Raw genomic sequence first — 21726 nt, 5'->3', positions numbered from 1 at the left:
TGGTGCGCGGACTGTCGAGCTGGGTGCACAGACGGGGCACGCCAAAGCCGGGTTGCCGAGACGGCGCATGGCGATGGGGTTTTGGGTCGACCGGCCGACCGAAGGTCGGGGCCTGGACAGCCCGGGACAGTGTGCGCACAAGCGGGGCAGCTCGACAGTCCCGCCGGCAGATACCCCGACCCCACACTACCGATCAACCTTCCAAAGACGGGGCGGTAGCCGATCGCGCCGATCCGCTTGGCGAAGTCGACGAACGCCTGCCAGCCGGCCGACTCGAAGGCCAACGTGCCGCCGTCCCGGTCCTTGCTGTCCCGAACCAATCGGCTGGATCCGCGTCTCCCCGTTGACCTGACACCGCCCCGGGCCGGGAGGGCGCCGATGTGGAAATGCCGGCGGCAACCGGTACGCATCGGCGCCCTGCAACCACGTTCCGGATACCGCTGCATATTCCGGCTACGCCCGCAGATGGGTTTTGGCGCTGCTGCGCCCCGACTGCCGGGGAACCGACAGCGGCCGGACGGCCGGAACCGCAGACTCCGGGGCACACATCGAACCACCCCGATTGGAGGCCCGATGCGACTCCGTCCCCGCATCCTCGCCACTGCCCTGGTCGCCGCGTTGGCGGCCACCGTCCTCGGCCCGCCCGGGCCGAGCCAGGCCGCTGCCGCCGACCGGTTCGGCTTCGCGTACGTCGACAATCCGAGCCTGCCGGCCGCCTGGACGGTACTCGACCCGACCCGGCAGTGGGGTAGCTGGAAGACGGCCTTCCCCGGCCTGTTCGCCGAGGGGATGCGGCAGGCACCCGGCCGCTACCTCATCAAGTTTCCGCAGGTCGGCACCGGCTCACGCGGAAACGTGCACGTCACGCCCGTGAACCGGACCGGGCACTACTGCGAGATCGTCCGCTGGGGACAATCGGGGGCGGACGAAATTGTCGACGTGCAGTGCCACAAGCCGGGCGGGGACCGGGACGATACCCGGTTCACGGTGCTCTGGACGTACAGCTCCGGGCTGGTGCCGACGGTCGAGGGCAGTCACGCCTGGCTCCAGTGGGGACCGGCGGCCATCGTGCAGGCGTACAACTCGGCAGGTGGCGGGGTGAGCGTCGCGCCGGGCGGAGTCGGGGTCTACCAGGTCCGGCTCGGCGGGGTCGGGGTGGCGGGCACGCTCGCTGGCAACCTCCAGGTGACGGCGGTGCAGCCGAACGCCGGACCGCGCCGCTGCAAGGTCGCGCGCTTCGCCGCCAGCGGGCTCGACATCGTCGCGTACGTCACCTGCTTCGACCAGGGCGGCGCGCCGGTGAACAGCGAGTTCACCCTGTCGTACCACCGTGAGCGGGCCGTGTACGGCTCGTTCGGGCCGCCGAAGTACACCGGCTACTTCTTCTCGGCGGGCGCCGGCCAGACCAACTGGAACTATCCGGCCGGCGGGTTCGGGTTCAACTCGTCCGCCCCGCTCGCCCCGGCCGGGCGCTATCTGGTCACGTATCCGTTCCTGACCGAGAAGGAGACGCATGCCCAGGTCACCGCATACGGCTCCGGCTCCGACTACTGCCACCTGACCCAACCCTGGAAGCTGAGCGCCGCCCCGGCCGCCGAGGTCGACACGCTCTGCTTCGACAACACCGGCAGCCCGGTGCCGCACGAGTTCCTCTCCACCTTCACCTCTCGGGTGTAGGCCGTTTCGCACGATGCCCGGATCACCGCCGTGGGCGCAACTGCGCCACGATCGACCGGTCGGTGATCCGGGCGTCGTCGGCGAGCAGGAACGCCTTGCTCAGGATCAGCCCGAGCCGGTCCTCCTCGAACGGCAGGAAAAGGTCGCCGGTCGCCTTCCGCCGGGCCGGCACGATGCAGAGGTAGGAGTCGTCCGGCTCCATCAGGATGTTCGCGCTGCCCAGATGGATCTTGTATGTCCGCAGGTCGCCCCGGACGACGAGATAGCGGTCGGTCAGCTCACACCGGTCGGCGATCCTCGTCCGGGGCAGGATCCGGGCCAGCGCCTCGCGGCGGACCCGGGCGGCGCTGGTCAGTTCCCGGCTGTTCTCGGCCCGCCAGTAGTCGACGTGCTGCGTCCGGCCGTCCGTCCAGTGCGGGTCGGCGGCGATCGAGGTGACCGCGACGAAGAGGTCCACGTCGCGCATCGCCTCGCTGAACAGCTCCACCGGCACCTCGGTCAGCGCGCTCGGCCGCCAGGCGCCCTCGCGCATCCGCTCGAACCACACCCGGCCGGTGCTGGCGCACTCCACCCCCTCCTCGCCGAGGTAGTCGTGGTGCAGCCCGACCCGCCACGCCCCGCCAGCCAGCACTCGCCACGCCTCCGCGCTGTCCCCGCCATCCCACGGCCCGAGCATGCTGGTCGTCCAGCCCCGCCCCTTGAGCAGCGCGTAGAGCTGCCGGTAGTGCACGACGTGCGCGGCGAACCGCAGCGAGTGGTCACCGGTCTGCTCTTCGGCCGGGGTCAGCAGGTACACCTCGCGGAACGCCTGCCGGAGCGGCTGCCGCAACCGTCGCTCGGTGAGCAGGTCCCGCCAGGCCCGGACCTCGTCGACACCGGCCCGGACCGGATGCCACAACCGGATCGGCGCCTCGGGGCCGGGCGGGGGCAGCGGCCCGCCCGCGACGTCCCGGAACAGCTCGGCGCCCTCGTCCGGCTCCCCCGCCCGCCAGCCGTCGTCCGGCAGCCCGGCTCGCCACCGCCCGGACGCGTCCGGAAACTCCCAGATCAGTCGGCGGGCCACCTGCCAGCCGAGCCCGTTGCCCGCCAGCCCCTCCCGCCACTGCCGGTACGGCTGCGGCGAGGCCGCCGGAAAGCCCGCCTCCAGGGTCCGGGCCAGCGCCGCGAGCTGGTCCTTGGCCTGCTTGACCCGGGCGCGCAGCTCCTTGAGCCGGTCCGGATGGTCCCGCCGGACCGGCGCCGGCACGGTCGCCGAGAGCGCGCCGTCGGCGCGTCGCCAGCGCAGCAGCACGTCCTCCGAGGCGGTCAGCACGGCGTGGTGGTCGCCGACCGGGACGACACACTCGCCGTCGGCGTCGAAACCGAGGTCGGGCAGCCGGAGCACCGCGTCCGGCCGCTCCGCGAGGCCGCGCTCGATCCGCTTCAGCATCCGGTCGAGCTGCTTCGACACGCCCTTGTGCCGGACCACTCCCCGGGCGGCGACCAGCGCGGCCAGCGCCTCCGGGGTGGGGAAGTCACCGGCGGCCCGGGCCAGCTCGAAGAGGAGCGCCTGCGACGGAAGGGTGTTGGCGCTGGTCGGCGCGACCGCCACGCCGAGCAGCAGCGGGCGGAGCAGCTCCGGCAGCCACGGCTCGTCGCGGAGCAGCGCGATCCGGGTGGCCCGGCCCAGCACCTCCACCTCGTCCCTGCCGAACGCCTTGTCCGCCGCGTACGGCAGCTCGCCGGCCTGGATCGCGGCGACCCGGGCGTGCGCGGCCTCGAGCGCCCGGCGCCCGAAGGCGGCGTAGTCCGGGATCGCGGCGAGCCGCTGCCAGGCGTCGGGAAGCTGCGGCGGGGTGACGTAGGACCGGTTGGGGCAGACCTCGGCGACCAGGAGTTGGGCGGTCACCCCGAGCTTCACCAGCAGGTCTAACTCGTCGCGGGCGAACGAGTGCAGCGACCAGGCGAAGAGTTTGGTCAGCACCGGCCGGGTGAGCCCGCCGGCCAGCCCGGCGAGCGCGGCGACCGCGTACGGCTCGGTGACCCGGCCGTATCTGAGCACGCCCCGGGCGATGACGCCGGCCGAGCGCCTCGCCGACTCCGGCCACGGGCCGTCGCAGCGGAGCAGGGCGCCGGTGGCCAGCGTCGGATTGGCGGTGTACGGCTCGGTCCCGGCCCGCTCGGCGTGCACCGCCAGCAGTGCCGCGCACGACTCCGGGGTGAACCTCGGCTGCCGCTCCCGGAGCGCCTGCTCCACCGCCCACCGCACCGCCCAGCCGGGATGCTGGGCGGCGTTCTCGGGACGCGACAGGCCGCGGGCGGCCACCAGCAGTACCCCGAATTCCCGGTCACCGACCCGGGACAGGTCCACCGGCTCCCGGGCGGCGGCCGGCTCGGCCTCCGGGGCCGGGCCGGTCATCCGGCGCAGCAGCGCGGCCGCGTACGGCGACAGCGGCACCGACATCACCGTCGTCTGCTCCACGCTGGACATCAGGCAGCGGCCAGCGGCGCGTGGAGCCGGAAGGTGAACTCCGCACCCGGATGGAGGACCCGCTCCCCATCGAGGCCCCCCGTGGCTGGGGTGCCGGCCGCCTGCCGGCACCGCATGCTCGTCTCGTCGACAATGTCCCGCACCATCATGGCGCCGCAGTCTAGGCCGGACATCCGACACCGCTCCCCCACCGGCCGCCGTCCGAAGGGATCGGATAGATCTTGACGACTTCCTGTCCTTCCGGCGACTGTTCAGGCGACAACGAGTGGTCAAGATCTCCGATCGGGGGTCAGATCAGGCCGGCGAGCTTGTAGAGGACCAGGGAGCCGGCGACCGCTACGTTCAGGCTGAGGCCGGTGCCGAGCATGGGGATCTCCACCGCCGCGTCGAGGCTGTCCAGCGCCTCCGGTGGGATGCCGGTCGACTCGTGTCCGAGGACGACGATGGTGCGGCGTCGGGCGGTCGGCAGGTCGGCGAGCCGGACCGCCTCGTCGGTCAGCTCGACGCCGAGCACCCGGGCGCCTGCCGCACGCTCCGCCGCCAGCCAGCGCACCGGATTGCCGACCCGGTGTACGCAGCTCGGCCGGCGCAGCGTGTTTCCGCGCGCCAGCGCCTCGTCGACCCACCGCCACGGCGGTACGGCCAGACAGGCGCCGACCGCGTCACAAGTACGCAGCAGCGTGCCGAGGTTGGCGTTGTGCATCGGCCACAGCGGTGCCGCGACGAGGTGGCCCCAGCAGCGGTGCGCCCGGCGACGGCGGGCGGCGGCCAATTCACGGCGGGGACGGACCCGGATCGCCGGGCTCATCGGAGGACGGCGACTCCGCCGCAGGAAATGTCGATCATGAGAGGTGTGCTTCTCGGCGCACACGGGCCATCGTCGGGAAACCGTTGGGACCAGTGTAGCGGCCAGACAGACCCGCCACCGGTCACCGGCCGAGCACGAAGTACCCGAGCCCCAACAGTCCACGATAGACGGTGACGTACTCCCGCAGCCGGGCGTCGAGTTCGTCGCGTACGCCGGGGGCCCGGGGATCGTCCGGGTGCGTCAGCAGCCACTCCTGGCGACCGGCCCGCCACCGAAGAACAGCCGGCCACCCGGGCGGACCAGATCGGCGGGGGCCGCCAGCGCGGTCGCCGCCCCGCCGAAGGCGTGTGCCGAGCCGAGGCAGATCACCCGGTCGGCCGGTTGCCGCCAGGTGTCCGCCGTCCGGCGTACGAAACCGACCTGGGTGATGCCACGCTCGCCCGCCGCCCGGCTCGGACGTCGGCCACATCGCGGTCGAACCCAACGTCGGCCACCTCGCGGTCGGCGGCCCGCGACGGCTACATCGCGGTCGGGCCGGGCATCGTGGCCGGCTCGGCCGGCATCGGGATCTGCAGGTACGTCGTACCGCGCAGGTCCAGCCAGGCACTGGTCGGGGTACGCACCAGCCGGAGCATCACTTCCGCGCAGGCCGGACAGCGGGCGACCACCCCGGGCGCGTTCGAGTAGACCCGCAGCGCGGCCACCGGGCCGGTCTGGCCGCAGGAGGCGCACCGGCCGGTCGCCGTGGTCAGGTCCACCGCGAACACGTCCCGCATCGGCCCGGCCAGCACGTTGCCGTCCAGGTAATCCATCCGCCCCGGATCTGGTCGGAGCTGCTCGGTCATCTCGCCTCCAGGGTCCTCGGGGTCAGCCGGTCGGACCGAACCGTTCGGTCTTGATCCGCCGGGGCTCGTGCCCGAGCGCGACCAGGATGTCGGAGACCGCCTCGACGAAGCCGGTCGGCCCGCAGACGAAGTTGACCGGTTCGAGCTGTGCCGGCCAGCCGTGGGTGTTGACGTCGGCGACGGCGACCCGGTGTGCCTGGGCGGAGAGCCCTTCCGGCACCTCCCGGGTGTAGACGTAGGCGACGTCGAGGCCCCGGTCGTCCCGGGCGCGCCGACGCAACTCGTCGGCGAAGTAGACGTCCCGCTCGGAGCGGACCGAGTAGATCAGCCGGAATGGTGTCCGGCTTTCGGCCTCCCGGCGGGCCCGGATCATCGCCATCAGCGGTGCGATGCCCGAGCCACCGCCGACCAGCAGTACCGGCGAGGGGTCGGTCACCCGCCAGACGAAGTAGCCGCCGACCGGGCCGCGGACCTCGATCTGGTCGCCGACCGAGAGGCCGTCGAGCAGGTACGGCGAGACCTCGCCGTCCGGCACCCGCTGCACGGTGACCTCGATCCGGTTGCCGTCGGCCGGCGCGGAGACCGAGTAGCTGCGGGCCGCCTGGTAGCCGTCCTCGGCGGTCAGCCGCAGGTCGACATGCTGCCCGGGCAGGTGCCCCGGCCAGTCCGGTACCTCCAGCACCAGCGTGCCGGAGGTGGCGGTCTCGGTCCGGCGGTCGACCAGCCGGGCGACCCACCAACCGGTCCGCTTCATCAGTCTCCCTGGTACCGCTGTTCGCGCCATGGGTCACCGTAATCGTGATAGCCGGCGGTCTCCCAGAAACCGGGCTCGTCGGTCAGGCCGAGGCGGATGCCGCGCACCCACTTCGCGGACTTCCAGAAATACAGGTGCGGCACCAGCAGCCGGGCCGGGCCACCGTGCTCGGCCGGCAGGTCGGCACCGTCGTACCGGTGCACCACCCAGGCCTGCCCGTCACGCAGGTCGTCCAGTGGCAGGTTGGTGGTGTAGCCGCCGTACGAGTGCACCAACGCGTAGTCGGCGGCGGTGTCGACGCCGTCGAGCAGGGTGTCCAGGGAGACGCCCTGCCAGTTGGTGCCGAGCTTCGACCAGTGCGTCACGCAGTGGATGTCCACCGTCGGCGTCTCGTTGGGCAGTGCCCACATCTCGTCCCAGCTCCACCGGAACTCGGTGCCGGTCTCGGTGGTGATCACGAACTCCCAGTCCGTCAACGGCACCCGGGGGGTGGGGCCGGCGGAGAGCACGGGGAAGTCCTCCGTCAGGTACTGCCCCGGTGGCAGGTTCGGCCCGGACTGCCGACGCCGGCCCTGGAAGCCTGGTGACACGATGCCCACCCGCTAGTCCTACCACCTCCCGGTGCACCGCAGGTTACAACCGGGGTTTTCCGGCCAGGCACCGGCACGGCGGGGCAGCCGTCAGGACCGGTCCGGCCGGGCGGCCGCCGAGCCGGTCCGCTGGTCCGGCGCCGGCCGCCCCGGCGGCTCGTCGACCTCGCCCAGCACCTCGGCGGGCAGCCCGGGCCAGTACGCCGACGCGCTGTCGAGGAAGTAGCCCTCGCCCGGGTCCCAGGTGTGCCCGGTGGCCCGCCGGTGGTAGACGTAGCCGAGCGGGTGGGTCCGGTAGATCCCGCCGCCGTCCCGGCGTACCCGGTCCAGCAGTCCTAAGTCGACGGACCGGGGTACCGGCCGCCAGCCGCCGACCGCCTCCAGGTCGCCCCGGGCAATCAGGATCGTACCGCCGGCCACCACCTGGCAGTCGGACTCGGCGGTGCCGGACGGCCGGCGCAGCGTCACACCCCGGGTCTCCAGGTGCACGAACTCGGAGCCCTTGCCCACCAGCGTCGCACCGGAGTAGTGCCGGGCCAGCACCAGATCCCAGACGTGCTCGGCGGCGTAGCTGTCGTCGTCGTCGAACTTGCTGACCAGGCTGCCCCGGGCCCGCCGGGTCGCGGCACCGAGCGCGGCGCCGAAACTGGCGGCGGCCGGCACCCGGACGATCTCGTACGGCCGGCCGCAGCCGGCCAGCGCGGCCCGGACCGGTTCCGGCAGCTCGACGCCGTGCAGGCAGAGCACGATCTCCAGCTCCGGGTACGTCTGCGCGACCAGCATCCGGACCGCCTCCGGCAGCCGTTCGGGGCGCCGGGTCGCCAGGATCGCGCTCACCGACGGCACCGGGCCGAGCTGCGGGAACACCGCCGAGGCGAGCCGGGGCACGGCGAACGCGGCGGCGTGCCCGCGCAGCGCCGCCCGCCGCTGCACCACGCTGCGCACCTCCAGCGCCAGCGCCCCGGTCTGCGGCACCGGGGTGGTCAGCAGGACCCGCAGCTCCGGCGCGATCAGCCCGGCGACCCGCTCCGGCAACGGCGGCACGGAGAGCACCGCGCCGGTCATCGCGATCTGGACCAGCAGCGCCGCCACCGCCACCGGGTCGGCGTCGGGGACCTCCGGGCAGTCGACCACGCCGGTCTGGCGCAGCGCGGCGAGCACCGGCGCGGTCACCCCGGGCCCGTCCAGCGGGTACGCCCCCGGGCCGGGCCGGCGGGCGGCCGGGGTGAAGTCGAGGCGTACCCGGGGAGCGTCCGGCTGGTAGCAGTCGGGCCGGCGGCCGCGCGGGTTGATCCGGAGCGCGTCGACCAGTACGGCCGGCGGGGTGTCCGGCGCCTCGATCCCGTGCCGGGTGGTCTGCCAGCCGACCGCGTACGGCGGTGTGCCCGACCCCACCCCGGTGCCGCCCGGCGCCCGCAGCAGTACGTCGTACGCCCGGATGTCGGGGCTGCCGACCAGCTCGCCGAGCAGCACCGTCCCGCCCGCCGGCAGGTACGCCGGCAGCGTCCCGTGGCTGGTCAGGCTCGGCTCGGCCGGTGCCGGCAACGGCCGCCCCGGTGCCAGCGCGTCCAACGCCGCCCGCAGCACCTCGCGCAGTTGCGCCGGCCGGGACAGCCGGACACTGACGACGGCGGTCCCCCGTCCCCGGCCGGGCAGCGCCACCCGGTGCCGGCGCAGGTGGTCCAGCGGCCCGATGCCGCTCGACCAGCCGCGCCGGGGCGCCCGCCAGTACGCCACCACGACGACCGCCCGGCGGGTCAGGTGCAGCGAGACGGGCTGGGCCAGCAGGTCCCGGAGCCGGTCGGTCGAACCGGCGACGACCCACACCCGGGGTAGGCCCGGGATCCGCAGCACACGCAGGCCGACCAGCCGACCGAGCCGTTCCGCCCGACCGGGCCGGGGCACACCCACCAACCGCCAGTGATCGGGCCACTCCACGCGGTGACGATACGTCCTGTCGTGGCCATTCGACGGCAACCGCCCGGGTCGACACGGCAACCATGCCGTGTCGACGGGGCCGGGCGGTGACCCGTTAGAGAGGGATTTCACCTCGGCCAGGCCGCAGCACGGCGACCAGGGCGGCCGATGACCACCACCGGAGCACGACGACCGAGCCGGGGGGCTCCGCGACCGGGCCGGGGGGCACAGCGACCGAGCCGGGGGGCACAGCGACCGAGCCGGGGCGCTCCGCGACCGGGCCGGGGTATGGCGGCCGGCGGCGGCACCGCCTGGACCGGGACAGGGCGGGGTGTCCTATCGTGCACGGATGATCGCACCCCGACCGGCTGGGGCCGGCCCGCTCACCGGCGTCCGGATCGTCGAGCTGGCCGGCATCGGCCCCGGTCCCTTCGCCGCGATGGTCCTCGCCGACCTGGGCGCCGACGTGGTCCGGGTGGACCGGGTCGGCGAGGTCCGGCCGGAGCGGTTCGGCACCCCCCACCCCGACCTGCTCAACCGGGGCCGCCGGTCGCTCGCCGTCGACCTCAAGGCGCCGGCCGGCCGGCAGGTGGTACTCGACCTGGTCAGCGCCGCCGACGTGCTGATCGAGGGCTTCCGGCCGGGCGTCACCGAGCGGCTCGGGCTGGGCCCGGACGACTGCCTGGCGGTGAATCCCCGACTGGTCTACGGCCGGATGACCGGTTGGGGCCAGGACGGCCCGAACGCCCGGTACGCCGGGCACGACATTGATTACCTTGCGCTGACCGGCGTACTGCACGGGATCGGCCGGGCCGGCGAGCGGCCGGTGCCGCCGATGAACCTGGTCGGCGACTTCGGCGGCGGCGGAATGCTGCTGGCCCTCGGCGTGGTCTGCGCGCTCTTCGACATCCGGGGCGGCGGCACCGGGCAGGTGGTGGATGCGGCCATGGTGGACGGAGTGTCGCTGCTGGCCACGATGATCCACTCAATGCGCGGGATGGGCCAATGGGGCGACGACCGTGGAGTGAACGTCTTCGACGGTGGCGCCCCGTTCTACGACACCTACGAGTGTGCCGACGGCAGGCACCTGGCGGTGGGCGCCGTGGAGCCGCAGTTCTACGCCGAACTGGTCCGGCTGACCGGCTTCCCGCTGCCGCCGGACGAGGCGCTGGACCGCACCGATCCGGCGAACTGGCCGGCGCTGCACGACGCCTGGGCCCGACTGTTCCGCACCCGTACCCGGGACGAGTGGGCCGCCCTGCTGGAGCACACCGACGCTTGCGTGGTACCGGTCCTCGACTGGCGGGAGGCGCCCCGGCACCCGCACCTGGCCGCCCGGGACGTCTTCGTCGTCCACGCCGGAGCCGAGCAGCCGGCTCCGGCGCCCCGGTTCAGCCGTACGCCGGGGGCGATCCGCCGGCCGCCGCCGCAGCCCGGCGAGCACACCGACGAACTGCTGGCCGAGCTCGGCCTCGACGCCGACCGGATCAGCCGACTCCGGGCCGACGGCACCGTCGCCTGAGCCACCCGGCCGGCGGTCCGGGAGGAGCTACCGACGGTCGCCGTCCTCCCGGTGCAGCCAGTCGAGCAGGTCCGCCGGGCCCAGCGTGGCCAGCCGGCGGCGGTAGTGCGCCAACTCGTCGGGACGCAGCATTTCCCGTCCCGCCCCATTGCCGCCCCGCCGGAAGAACGCCGCCTGGCTCTTCAGCACCCCGGACCGGTCCGGTACCAGCTCCGGCGCCCGGTCCCGCATCCGGGTGAAGGTGGCCGCCTCGACCAGCGCCGGCCAGCGCCGCTCCGGCACCTCGATGCCGAGCCGCCGCGCGATCCGGCGCATCTGCCCGCCGAGGTCCGCGGAGAGGTCGGCGTAGTGCACCAGCAGCACGTTGGGCAGGTGCCGCCGGGCCCAGGCGTCACCGAGGTGCCACAGTACTCCCGGCAGGGAGTCGAGTTCGTCGGCCGGTGCGACGTCCCGGTCGATCCAGGACAGCAGCCACTCCCGCACCGGTGGGCGTACCCGGGGTGGGCCGGTCGGCGCGGGCTGGCCGGTGAGCTGTGCGACCCGCTCCCGGTCCAGGTTGCCGCTCTGGTGGTAGAGCGACACCGCCATGTCCAGCGGATCCCGGGCGACCACGACGTAGGTGGCGCGCTCGTCGAGGGGAATCCCGTCCAGCGGGGTGTGTGTCTTGACGAACCGGCGGTGCGGCTGGGCCTGGAGCGCGGCGACGACGTCGTCCCGGGGCTCGCCGAGCCAGTCGAGCCAGGGTGACAGCTCGGCCAGCGGGGCCGGCAGCTCCGCCCGCTGGAAGACCAGCAGCGCGCAGATCATCTGCATCCAGGTGGTGCCGCTCTTGGAACGGGTGCTGATCACGATGTCACCCGGTCGGAACGGGAAGCCGGTCCACCGGGCGCTGTCCTCGTCGCCGGACCGGTACCGGACGAAAGCTTCGGGCATTCGGCCGAGGATACCGGCCGGTGATCCATCCGCCCGGGCAGGCGTGAGGGTGCGTACAACGGGTATCCGGCCGGCCGGTGAACCAGACAACGGGCGAGGAGCGGGATCCCATGGTGACCAACGCGGACGTACTGCGGTACCTGGAGTCGATGGACTTTCCGGCGCCCAAGGAGGACATCGTCCGGGAGGCCGAGCGCGCGGGAGCGCCCCGCGAGGTACTTCAGGCGCTGCGCGGGATGCCCCCGGTGGACTACCAGAACACCGAGGAGGTGGCCCGGTCCGCCAAGACCGATTTGGCCCCGGACGCCAGCCCGGCGGAGATGGCCGCCAAGACCCGCGACCGTACCCACCAGCGGGTCGCCCGGCACCAGCGCCAGATCTGACTCCCCCGTTCCGCGGATGCGGCGCAGACCCTGGTCCGACCCGCCGAAGGCCTCGATCCAGATGGCCGTCATCACGCTGGTCGGGGTCTGCGTCGGCATACCGGCCACTCTCCTGCTGTCGCCGCTGCTCGGGCCGCTGATCGGCTGGGACGCGGCGGCGGCAGCCTATGTGGTGTGGGCGTGGCGGGTGCTGTGGTTCCGGGACTCGCAGCAGACCGCCGAGCTGGCCGTCCGGGAGGACCCGAGCCGCCCGGTACGCGACGCGGTGCTGGTCGGGGCGGGGCTGGCCAGCCTGTTGGCGATCGGCATCCTGCTCGCCACCGACCACGAGGTCCGCGGCATCGACCGGGAACTGCACATCGGACTCGGCATCGTCAGCGTGCTGCTCTCCTGGACGGTCGTGCACTTCGTCTTCACCGCCCGCTACGCCCGGCTCTACTACACCGGCGACGACGGCGGGGTGGACTTCCACGAGGAGGACCCGCCAAAGTACACGGACTTCGCGTACCTCTCGTTCACCATCGGGATGACCTTCCAGGTCGCCGACACCGACCTGACCACGAAGACCATGCGGGTCACGGTGCTCGGGCACGCCCTGCTGTCGTACCTGTTCGGCGCGGTCATCATCGCCGCGACCATCAACCTGCTCGCCGGGCTCGCCAAATGACGGTCCGTCCCGAAGGGAGGGAAGGCACCGGACGGGGCGCCCGTCACATCCGCGCTCACACGCGTGTCCCGGGCGCCACGTCCGCCAGTGCCCCGGTGAGGTCACACGTCCGAACCGGACCCGCTCACCGGATCGCGGCGGCCGGCCCGAACCGGGCTGGCTGACGCCGCGCACCCATCTTACGATCCGGGATGGACCGTTCGGCCAGAATCCGGGAAACTGTGTGTGAAAGCACGCTGTTTCGCTGCTCAACGGGCGATTTCGTGGTATCTGTCCTCGAGATCAATCCTGGCCAGAGTACCCACCAACCAGGCCAGTTTCTCCGATTCCCCGCCGCCAGCCAGCGTGGCCAGGTCGGCCGCCGAACGCCCGAGTCCGAGCCGGCGCGCGGCGGCGAGGGCCCGGCGGTCGGCGACCGGCGCCGTTTCCGCCCACAGCGCCTGGACCTCGCGCAGGAACAGCTCCACCACCTCGGCGTCCACACCCGGCAACTCGGCGAGCAACGCCCGCTCCCGGGCCGGCGCGTGCTTCGCCGCGGCTCGCAGCCGGCGCAGGTCGCCGTGGTATCGCGCGACCAGCGCCTCGGCCAGCTCGCCCAGGGTGCCGGCCAACCGGTCGGCGTCGGCACCCCGACCGTGCTCGCGCAGCACCGCCGCCCGCGCCTCGGTGCGGGACCGCGCCATCCGGGCCGGGCTCTCCCAGCCCGCGTCCCGCAGTGCCCGGGCCGGATCGACCGCGCGCCGGACCTCGCCGGTGCGGCGCAGCAGGATCGCCAGGCAGAGCACCTGGAACAGGCTCGCCGGGTTGTTGGTGACCTGGAAGCCGTACTCCTCGGCGAAGCCCCGGCTGCGTGCCACCAGCCGCCGGACGAGCCGCTTACGGTCCTCGACGCTCGTCGTCGCAGTCGTCGCCATGCCGGCGACTACCCACGACGGGTCGGGCCAAAGCTGGCCGGGGCGCCGTTTTCCCGCCACCGCTGCGGCGGCCCGGCATCCTCGTCAGCCGACGGTCCGGCCGTACCAGTCAGCCGACGGTCCGGCCGTGGCGGTCGCGGCTCTTCAGCCGGGTTGTCGGCATCGGCGGAGCCGGCAGCGGATCCGAGTCGTCGCCCTGCACCCGACCGAACCGGAGGCTGCCGGCCGCCCAGTCCGCGCGGGCCTCGGCGATCTCCTCGTGCGAGCGCCCGACGAAGTTCCACCACATCACCAGCGCGGAGTCGAACGGCTCGCCGCCGAGCAGCATCAGCCGGGTCGGGCCGGTCGCCCGTACCGCCAGCTCGGGACGGCCGGCTCCGAGGTAGAGCAGCGAACCGGGGGTGAGCGTGACCCCGCCGATCTCGGCGGCCCCGGACATCACCAGCAGGCCGTGCTCGAAGCCGGCGGTCAGCGGCAACCGGGCCGGGCCACCGTCGGGCAGCCAGAGCTGCGCCCCGAGCAGCGGCGAGTGCACCACCGCCGGCGACCGGACCCCGGCCAGCTCCCCGACGAGTACGGTCACCGAGTAGTCCGGCTCGGTCAGCACCGGAAGCTCGGCGTGGTGGGCGAAGCCGGGCGGGCCGGACCGGGCCCCGTCGGGCAGCGCCACCCAGAGTTGCAGGCCGTGCAGGGTCGGCGGATGCTCCGGTGGCGAGTACTCCGAGTGCGCGATGCCGTGGCCCGAGGTCATCACGTTGAGCTGACCGGGCCGGATGAGCTGGTCGTTGCCGAGGCTGTCCAGATGCCGGATCTCGCCGTGCACCAGCCAAGTCACCGTCTGTAGCCCGGTGTGCGGATGCGGCCCGATCCCCATGCCCGGCCGGTTGGCCACGTCGTCCGGACCGAAGTGGTCGACGAAGCACCAGGCACCGATGGTGCGGAGCTGGCGCTGCGGCAACAGCCGGCGCACGGTGGTGTACCGGCCCAGCGGCACGTCGTGACCGGGCAGCAGCACATTGGTCGGCCCGGTGTCCGCGCCCGTCCCGGTGCCCGGCGGCAGGGTCTCCCCCGGCATCGGCTCGGTGATGCTCACCCGTCGAGCCTACGCGGCGACCAGGGCGCCAGACCCGACTACCCGGCCGGCCGGCACTGCCCGGATACCAGACTGGCGGACACGGATCGGCCGGATCCCGGCCAGCGGTGCGGTACGCCGGTTGACCTCGACCGTGGTCGAGGTTGTTGACTGGCCCGGTGGAGGTGCCGGCAGGCCGGGAGGGGCTGGGATGCGGGCGGTGTGGTTGCGGGAGTTCGGCGGTCCCGAGCGGCTGACGGTGGCGGAGACGCCCGACCCGGTCGCCGGGCCGGGGCAGGTGGTGGTCGACGTCGAGTTCGTCAACATCACCTTCGTGGAGACACAGCTCCGGGCCGGCACCGGCCCGTTCCCGGTGCGGTTGCCGACGATTCCGGGCAACGGCGTCGGCGGTGTGGTCGCCGAGCTGGGTCAGGGGGTCGCACCGGCGCTGCGCGGCCAGCGGGTGGTGACCAGTACCGGCGGGTCGGGCGCATACGCCGAACGCGTGGCGGTGGACGCCGACGGGCTGGTCGAGGTACCCGACGGGCTGCCGCTGGACAGCGCGGTGGCGCTGCTGGCGGACGGGCGTACCGCACTGCTGTTGCTGGAGACCGCGCAGGTACGCCCCGAGGAGCGGGTCCTGGTCGAGGCCGCGGCCGGCGGCGTCGGCAGCCTGCTGGTACAACTGGCCCGCGCGGCGGGTGCCACCGTGGTCGCGGTGGCCGGCGGCGACCGGAAGGTGGCGCTGGCCCGGGACCTCGGCGCCCACCTCGCGGTCGACTACTCGGTGCCCGGCTGGCCGGACCGGGTCCGGGCCGGGGCCGAGGGGCTCGACGTCGTCTTCGACGGGGTGGGTGGCGCGGTGGGCCGGTCGGCGTTCGACCTGCTCGACCGGGGCGGTCGGCTGGTCAGTTTCGGGTTGGCCAGCGGTAGCTGGACACAGGTCCCGGACGAGGTCGCGAAGGAACGGGGGGCGACCGTCGTCCGGTCGCTGACCCGATCACCGGAGCAGTTGCGGGAGCTGACCCGCCTCGCGCTGGCCGAGGCGGCGGCGGGCCGGCTGCGCCCGGTGATCGGGCAGCGGTTTCCACTGGACCTGGCGGCCGACGCGCACGAGGCCATCCAGTCCCGCCGCACGCTGGGCAAGACGCTGCTGGAGGTCGGCTGACTGTGAGCATGGCGGGATCGGTTCATCAGTGGTGAGCTGATTGTCGGCAGCAGTGGGTGTGACCCTTCGTCCGACTGGCTTTGTGCCTCTGGCGGGACCTGTCCGCCCACTGCTGCCGGCTCGACTCCTGACCGCGCGGCCACCGGGGCGGCGGCGAGCACTGCCGCCGCCCCGGGAGGTCCGGCCGAGAAACGAAGGCGCCTGCCGGACGAGGTGTCTCGTCCGGCAGGCACTCCTGCGAGGTACGGGTCGGCTCTCGCCGCCCGCCCGACGGTCAGCCGACCGAGGTCAGCTCTCGCGAACGGCCCCGGCGGCGGCTCGCGGTCCGCCACGCGACCGCCACCAGCACCAGCAGCACACCGGCGATCAGCAGCATGGTGCCGAGCGCGATCTGCGGCCCGGTCTCGCTACCGGTGACCGGCAGCGGTGGCTGCCCCTGCACGACGGTGACCGTGGTGCTCGCCACCCGGCCGGTGGTGAGCCCGGTGCCGGTGATGGCGACGGTGCCGGTCCGGCTGAACCGGACCCGGACCGAGAATTCCCCGGTCACGTTCGCCCGGACGGTCAGCGTGGTCGGGTTCCGGTGCACCGTTTGCGCCTGCTGCGCAACCGGCAGCATCGCGCCGACCCCGCCGGTGTCCTGCACCGCCGTCCCGGCACCGAGCCCCAGCGGCGTACGCGTGAAGACGAGCCGGACGAGTTCGTTACCGCCGTACCCGGAGCCGAAAACCGTGAAGGTCTGGTTCACCTCCACCGTCGGGTCACTGACGGTCAGCGCCGGCGCCTGTGGTGGGTACGGTGGTTGTGGTAGTGGCTGGGCCTGTGCGGGCGACCCCGCGATGGCGAACGCGCCCACCGTGGCGAGCGTCGCCACCGCCGAGCCGATGATGCGGGATAGCCGCATGATGGATCCTCTCTCTACTGATCGCATGACGTTCACAACGGATCGCATGACTTGTTCTGACGTGCCGGCCTACTGGCCACACGCGGGTGCGGAACTGACACGGGTGGTCCATGGGGTCGGGCCCGGGGTGAGCCACAACTCGACCGCGCCACTGGATTTCGGCGGGGTCAGCAGGCCCACTTCCAGTACGCGGGTACGTCCGGGTCCGATGTCGACGGCCAGTACCCCGACCTTCCGGCCCCGCTCGATGCCGCCGCCCATCGGCTTCGACTTGCCGTCCAGCCGGGCGCTCAGCGGCGAGCCGCGTACCGGGCTGAAGACCGAGACCAGAACGCGGGCGGTGTACGGGTCGCCGGACATCGCGAGGCCGCGCACCGACTCGCTGAGCCCGGAGGAGGGTGCGGACGAGCGCAGGGTGAGCCGGAGGTGGAGTTCCCGGCTACCGTCCGCGCGGCAGTCGCCGACGGTCAGCTCGGCCGAGCGGTGCAGGTAGTAGCCGAGCTTCGCGCCGCTGCCGTCGTTGAGGAAGACACCGACGTCGTGCACCGACTCCCGCTCCGGCAGCACTCCGGCGAGCCGGGTGTCGACGAGTTCCCGCTGCTCGCTCGCGTGCGCGCTCCAGAACAGGATCCGGCGCTCGGCGACGGCCGCGTTGACCGCCTGCACCACCGCGCGGGGGTTCACCGACCGCTTCAGCAGGGCGTCGAAGACCGCCCGGGCCGAGACGGCGAAGTACTTGTCCTGCTTGGCCGGCTCGTCGATCCGGCGGTACGCGTCCGACAGCAGGGTACGCACCGCGGTGGACGCGGTGAGGGTCGGATGCCCCGGCACCGGCACCGGTCCGATCGCCTTGAGCAGGTAGGAGAGCGCGACCGGGTCGGTGGCGAGTACGCCGTCGATGGCGCCGCCACCGGCCCGCTGGTACATCCGGCGGATCAGGGTGGCCGCGGTCGGGAAGTGCGGGGTGAGGTTCACGTCCGCCGGATAGATCCCGGGCAGGTCGGTATAGAGCGCGCGCAGCTCCCGGCTCAGTGACAGCGGCGGCTGGCCGTGATTGCTCAGGTCGGTGACCGGGCCCTGCTTGACCAGTTTCACCTCGCCCTTGCTGGCCCGGATGACGGCGTAGGCGCCGAAGATCCCGCCGGTCGCCCGGGGCTCGGCGAGGTTCTGGAAGACCGCCAGGTAGGTCCGGGTTCCGTTGCCGCCGAGCAGGGCGGGGAGCAGGGCACCGCTGCGCCGGACGGCGGAGATCGCCTCGACCAGTCGGTCCAGCTCGGCACGCAACTGTGACACCGCGTCCCGGACCGTGGGCACGAGCCCGGAGGTCGGCACCGCGAGGATCCGGTCCCGGACCTCGCGTACCGCGCTGTCCGCCTCGGCGACCGCGGGTACCGCGCCGCGCATGGCGGCCACGTCGAGCCGTCCGGAACTGGGCAGCAACGTCTGAGGGTTCAGTTCGACCAGGGCCGGGAAGGCCCGCCGGGCGAGTTCGTCGACGCCGACCGCCAGCTCCCGGACCGCCGACATGCTGCGGCCGGCGTACGGGGCGGAGCCGGCGGCACGCCAGCCGATGTCACCGGTACGCGAGCGGGCGGCGGCGGTCTGCTGTTGCAGCGCCTCCAGGGTCCGGCGTGCCTGCCCGGTCTGGCCGTCCAGCACCTGCTGGCTCAACTCCCGGGCCAGGCTGGCGGCGTTCTCCAGGTGTCCACCGGCCTGCCAGCCGCGCAGTCCGAGCCAGCCGCCGCCGACGGCCAGCAGGCAGCCGATGACGAGTGCGGTGAGCAGGATCCGGCGGAGCTTCCGCCGGACCACTCGACGGCCCGCCGTCCGCCGTCCCGGGGACACGTCCCCCACCGCCACCACCGCTTTCGACTAAGTCGGATGAACTGGACACAATGCCTTTAGCGCCTATATCTCTATAGCACGGCTCACAGTTCACTGTTGGTATTTCAACCGCCCTTACAATGCTTTTGTGGGCCTATAGTGAGGAAAGTTCACAAACCGGCCAGGGCGATGCTGCGGTGACGGGCGAAGAGCCAGGTCAGCGCCGCCGGCGGCTGGCCACCGCTTCGGCCAGCAGCTGCTCCATCTGATCGACGCCGGTGCGCAGCGACATCCGGGACAGATAACTGTCCCGGGCCCGCTGCGCCATCTCCGCGCGAGCGGTACTCGGAATCACCGCAGCCAGGGCGAACCGGTCCGCCAGCGCCTGCCAGTCCTCGGGCGGACAGGAGAGTCCCGCCCGGGCCCGCTCCACCAGGTCGGCGGTGTCCCCGCCGGCGGAGGCGACCACCGGCGCCCCGGCGGAGAGCGCCGCCTGCAACTTCGCCGGCACCGCCCCGCGCAGCGCCGGAAGATCGCGCAACAGCACGAGTTGGTATTCGGCGGCGGCGTACAGGTCGGCCACCTCGGCCGGTGGACGCCAGCCGAGGAACCGGACGTTGGTCGCGCCGAGTTCCTCGGCGAGCTGCCGGGACTGCCGCTCCTCCGGCCCGGAGCCGACCAGGACGAGATCGAGGTCGACCTTGCCGTTGATCGCGGCGGCGGCCCGGACCGCCGTGTCGACGCGCTGGAACGGCCCCATCGTGCCGGCGTGCATCACGGTGGTGTGCCCGCGGTGCCCGATCGCCCGCCGGGCCGCCGGAGTGGTGCCCATGGGCCGGAAGAGCCGCTCGTCAGTCCAGTTGAGCACCACCCGCACCCGGTCCGGATCGGCGCCCCGCTCGATCACCACGTCCCGCATCGACGGCGAGATCACCGCGATCCCGGCCGCCGACCGGTAGATCGCGCGCATCGTCCGGCCGAGCAGCCCGTGGGTGAACCCGCCGGAAGCGTCCCGCCCCGACTCGCCAGGCGGCGGGGTCACCCCCTCCGGCCAGATGTCCTGGATGTGCACCACCGCCGGCACCCGGCGCAGCATCCGGAGCAGGGCCGCCGCCGCGTACGCGCCGGCCGGCGGGAAGTGGACGTAGAGCGCGTCCACCCCGGCCAGGAAGCCCGGCGCGGCCAGCGCGCTGCTCATCGCGTACGTGAGCTGCCGCGCCGCCCGCCGGGCCGCCGTACCGTCGTGGCTGGCGTACGCCGGCACCCGGCGGATGGTGACCCCGCCGTCGTCGGTCTGGTGCCGCCACCGCTGCCGGTACCCGGGATAGACCTGGCCGGTCGGATGGTTCGGAAACCCGGTGAGCACCCGCACCTCGTGACCGCGTGCGGCCAGCTCTTCGGCCAGGCAGCCCGGTATGAAGGCGGGCTCGGGCGGAAACCAGTACGAGATAACGCCGATCTTCATTTTTCATCCCCCGATCACCCCGCGACCGGGCGAGCCCGCGTTATCGCGGTACCCGGTCGAGCTCCTCCGTGTTGTCCGCGGGCGCGGCGGCCACGACACCGTTCAGGGGGACGCGTACCGGGTCGGCGACGGGTGGCTCCTCGCCGCGCGTGGCGAGGACCGTCTCCACCGGCCCACCCTTCCGGTACGCCCGGTACTGCTCGACGTCGATCTTGTTCTCCTTCGACATGTTCAGCACGCAGCCGAGTACCCGGGCGGAGACCGCGTGCAGCGCCTGCGCGGCGGCGGCGGTCTGCGCGCTCGGGGTCTTGCCCTGCCGGGCCACCAGCAGCGCGCCGTCGGCCTGCACCGCCACCACCACGCCGTCGGTGAAGGCCAGCAGCGGCGGGGTGTCGATGATGACGATGTCGGTCAGCTCGCGCAGCGACAGCAGCAGGTCGGCCATGGCCTTCGAGCCGAGCAACTCGCTCGGGTTCGGCGGTACCGAACCGCCCGGCAGCACCAGCATGGACTTGTCGCCCCACGGTTGCAGCACGTCCTCGACCGCGACCTCGCCGATCAGCACGTCGGTCAGGCCGGCGCCCGAGCCGAGCCCGAGATAGCCCGCGACCCGGGGCCGGCGCAGGTCCGCGTCGACCAGCAGCACCTGCCAGCCCGCCTCGGCGAGCGTGATCGCCAGGTTGCAGGCGAGCGTGGACTTCCCCTCGGCCTGCACCGCACTGGTCACCGCGATGACCCGGGCCGGCTCCTGGGCGTCCACGAACCGCAGGTTGGTCCGGAGTTTCCGCATCGCCTCGGCCCGGGCCGTCTGGGCGGCGCCACCGACGATCAGCGGGCTCGACCGGGCCTGCCCGTCGTACGGGATGCTGCCGAGCAGCGGTGCCGAGGTCGCCTCCTGGAGCGTCTCGCCGTCCCGGAAGGTGGTGTCGGTCAGTCCGCGCAACACGGAGAGCGCGGCGCCGAGTACCAGCCCGAACACTCCGGCCAGGACGAGGTTGCGGACCGGGCGGGGCGACACCGGCTCGGCGTTCACCCGGGGGCCGCCGACCACCTCGATCTTGATGGGCGGTTCCTTCGCGCCGGGCGGGGTCTCGATGCTGTGCACGAGTTTCACGAACTGCGCCGCCAGCGCCTCGGTGAGCCGCAGCGCCCGGGCCTGGTCGGTGTCGGTGACGGTCGCGGAGAGCAGGACGGTGTCCGCCTCGACCTGCGCGCTGACCCGGGAGCGCACCTCGTCCGCGGTGAGCCCCACGCGTTCCTCCGCCGCGACGGTCTGCGCCAACCGGTCGCTGCTGAGCAGGTCGACGTACGACTTGACTCGCTGTTGGAGGAAGAGGCTGCCCTGGTACGCGTCGGTCATGCCGTGCCCGGAGGAGGTGACGAAGAAGGTCACCGAGGAGGCGTACTGCGGGGTCGCCCGTACCGTGACGAACCCGGCGAGGCCCAGCGCGACCATCACGGTCGCGAGTACCACCCACCAGCGTTGGCGCAGCGCGCGCAGGTAAGTGTGCAGATCCATCAGCCCCGGCCTTCCGTCCCGGCACCAATCGGCGCCAAGACCTCTAGTGATCATAAAAAAGGCGACAGTATGAAAAGTTCCCACTTGTCGCTCGGCAGTTCCTACCGAATGTAGATGATTGGGCGCCGTCAGTAGTCACACTCGGCCCAATAAGGCCGATAAGTACCAGCGACGTGTTCAGGCAGCGAGGTGTTCAGGCAGCGCACCCGGAGCAGGGCGGACGGGAGCGGCGGCGGAGCGGGCAGACGAAACGGCGCCGGCCATTCGGCCGGCGCCGTCGATGATGCCCGGGAC

At 73.0% G+C, this 21726-nt stretch carries 19 protein-coding genes and 1 pseudogene; 5 read left to right on the top strand and 15 right to left on the bottom strand.

What is annotated here, in order from left to right:
* Positions 1-233 precede the first annotated feature (233 nt).
* Positions 234-320, bottom strand: a pseudogene (locus tag AAH979_RS34545) (DUF397 domain-containing protein); the annotation flags it as partial.
* 253 nt (positions 321-573) lie between these two features.
* On the opposite strand from AAH979_RS34545, the gene AAH979_RS34540 reads away from it, so the two are divergent.
* Entirely contained in the window at positions 574-1677 is a 1104-nt protein-coding gene (locus AAH979_RS34540) for a hypothetical protein (protein ID WP_346262326.1), read from the top strand.
* A gap of 22 nt (positions 1678-1699) precedes the next feature.
* On the opposite strand, the gene AAH979_RS34535 is transcribed toward AAH979_RS34540, so the two are convergent.
* From AAH979_RS34535 to AAH979_RS34505, 7 genes are all read right to left on the bottom strand, one after another.
* Positions 1700-4147, bottom strand: a complete 2448-nt coding sequence (locus AAH979_RS34535; RefSeq protein ID WP_346262325.1) for a DUF4132 domain-containing protein — start codon at positions 4145-4147, stop codon at positions 1700-1702.
* Complete coding sequence (locus tag AAH979_RS34530; RefSeq protein ID WP_346262324.1) at positions 4147-4320, bottom strand: hypothetical protein; 174 nt, start codon at positions 4318-4320, stop codon at positions 4147-4149. The genes AAH979_RS34535 and AAH979_RS34530 overlap by 1 nt, the downstream gene beginning before the upstream one ends.
* Before the next feature lie 116 nt (positions 4321-4436).
* Positions 4437-4955 (bottom strand): TrmH family RNA methyltransferase, encoded by a 519-nt coding sequence (locus AAH979_RS34525; RefSeq protein ID WP_346262323.1) that lies wholly within the window; start codon positions 4953-4955, stop codon positions 4437-4439.
* 518 nt (positions 4956-5473) lie between these two features.
* Complete coding sequence (locus AAH979_RS34520) at positions 5474-5800, bottom strand: DUF6510 family protein (protein WP_346262322.1); 327 nt, start codon at positions 5798-5800, stop codon at positions 5474-5476.
* Between the two features lie 22 nt (positions 5801-5822).
* Entirely contained in the window at positions 5823-6554 is a 732-nt protein-coding gene (locus tag AAH979_RS34515) for a ferredoxin reductase (protein ID WP_346262321.1), read from the bottom strand.
* Positions 6554-7144 carry a molybdopterin-dependent oxidoreductase gene (locus AAH979_RS34510; protein ID WP_346262336.1) on the bottom strand — a complete coding sequence of 197 codons (591 nt, stop codon included), beginning with the start codon at positions 7142-7144 and terminating at the stop codon, positions 6554-6556. Before AAH979_RS34510 ends, AAH979_RS34515 begins: the two co-directional genes overlap by 1 nt.
* A gap of 90 nt (positions 7145-7234) precedes the next feature.
* Entirely contained in the window at positions 7235-9082 is a 1848-nt protein-coding gene (locus tag AAH979_RS34505) for a glycosyltransferase (protein WP_346262320.1), read from the bottom strand.
* 328 nt (positions 9083-9410) lie between these two features.
* On the opposite strand from AAH979_RS34505, the gene AAH979_RS34500 reads away from it, so the two are divergent.
* Positions 9411-10583 carry a CaiB/BaiF CoA-transferase family protein gene (locus AAH979_RS34500; RefSeq protein ID WP_346262319.1) on the top strand — a complete coding sequence of 391 codons (1173 nt, stop codon included), beginning with the start codon at positions 9411-9413 and terminating at the stop codon, positions 10581-10583.
* A gap of 27 nt (positions 10584-10610) precedes the next feature.
* Here the strand turns inward: AAH979_RS34500 and AAH979_RS34495 are convergent, their stop codons facing one another.
* Positions 10611-11516: a sulfotransferase domain-containing protein gene (locus AAH979_RS34495; RefSeq protein ID WP_346262318.1), complete on the bottom strand. Its 906-nt coding sequence runs from the start codon at positions 11514-11516 to the stop codon at positions 10611-10613.
* 77 nt (positions 11517-11593) lie between these two features.
* Between AAH979_RS34495 and AAH979_RS34490 the strand changes: the two genes are divergently transcribed.
* Together AAH979_RS34490 and AAH979_RS34485 are read left to right on the top strand one after the other, a co-directional pair.
* Positions 11594-11899, top strand: coding sequence for a DUF2795 domain-containing protein (locus AAH979_RS34490; protein ID WP_346262317.1), 306 nt, complete (start codon positions 11594-11596; stop codon positions 11897-11899).
* Between the two features lie 16 nt (positions 11900-11915).
* Positions 11916-12566 (top strand): DUF1345 domain-containing protein, encoded by a 651-nt coding sequence (locus tag AAH979_RS34485; protein ID WP_346262316.1) that lies wholly within the window; start codon positions 11916-11918, stop codon positions 12564-12566.
* A 248-nt stretch (positions 12567-12814) separates the two neighbouring features.
* On the opposite strand, the gene AAH979_RS34480 is transcribed toward AAH979_RS34485, so the two are convergent.
* Together AAH979_RS34480 and AAH979_RS34475 are read right to left on the bottom strand one after the other, a co-directional pair.
* Entirely contained in the window at positions 12815-13480 is a 666-nt protein-coding gene (locus tag AAH979_RS34480) for a hypothetical protein (RefSeq protein WP_346262315.1), read from the bottom strand.
* A 109-nt stretch (positions 13481-13589) separates the two neighbouring features.
* On the bottom strand, positions 13590-14573 hold the full coding sequence (locus AAH979_RS34475; RefSeq protein WP_346262314.1) for a pirin family protein: 984 nt from the start codon (positions 14571-14573) through the stop codon (positions 13590-13592).
* A gap of 190 nt (positions 14574-14763) precedes the next feature.
* Here AAH979_RS34475 and AAH979_RS34470 point away from each other — a divergent pair, with 190 nt between their 5' ends.
* Positions 14764-15720 carry a zinc-binding dehydrogenase gene (locus tag AAH979_RS34470; RefSeq protein WP_346262313.1) on the top strand — a complete coding sequence of 319 codons (957 nt, stop codon included), beginning with the start codon at positions 14764-14766 and terminating at the stop codon, positions 15718-15720.
* 274 nt (positions 15721-15994) lie between these two features.
* On the opposite strand, the gene AAH979_RS34465 is transcribed toward AAH979_RS34470, so the two are convergent.
* From AAH979_RS34465 to AAH979_RS34450, 4 genes are all read right to left on the bottom strand, one after another.
* Positions 15995-16624, bottom strand: a complete 630-nt coding sequence (locus tag AAH979_RS34465; protein ID WP_346262312.1) for a hypothetical protein — start codon at positions 16622-16624, stop codon at positions 15995-15997.
* Between the two features lie 69 nt (positions 16625-16693).
* Positions 16694-18478, bottom strand: coding sequence for a DUF4012 domain-containing protein (locus AAH979_RS34460; protein WP_346262311.1), 1785 nt, complete (start codon positions 18476-18478; stop codon positions 16694-16696).
* A gap of 187 nt (positions 18479-18665) precedes the next feature.
* Positions 18666-19913, bottom strand: coding sequence for a glycosyltransferase family 4 protein (locus tag AAH979_RS34455; protein ID WP_346262310.1), 1248 nt, complete (start codon positions 19911-19913; stop codon positions 18666-18668).
* Between the two features lie 40 nt (positions 19914-19953).
* Entirely contained in the window at positions 19954-21432 is a 1479-nt protein-coding gene (locus AAH979_RS34450; protein ID WP_346262309.1) for a polysaccharide biosynthesis tyrosine autokinase, read from the bottom strand.
* Positions 21433-21726: the final 294 nt, after the last annotated feature.

Source organism: Plantactinospora sp. ZYX-F-223 (genome assembly GCF_039649625.1).
Lineage (GTDB): Bacteria > Actinomycetota > Actinomycetes > Mycobacteriales > Micromonosporaceae > Plantactinospora.
This window is presented reverse-complemented; position numbering and strand designations above follow the sequence as displayed.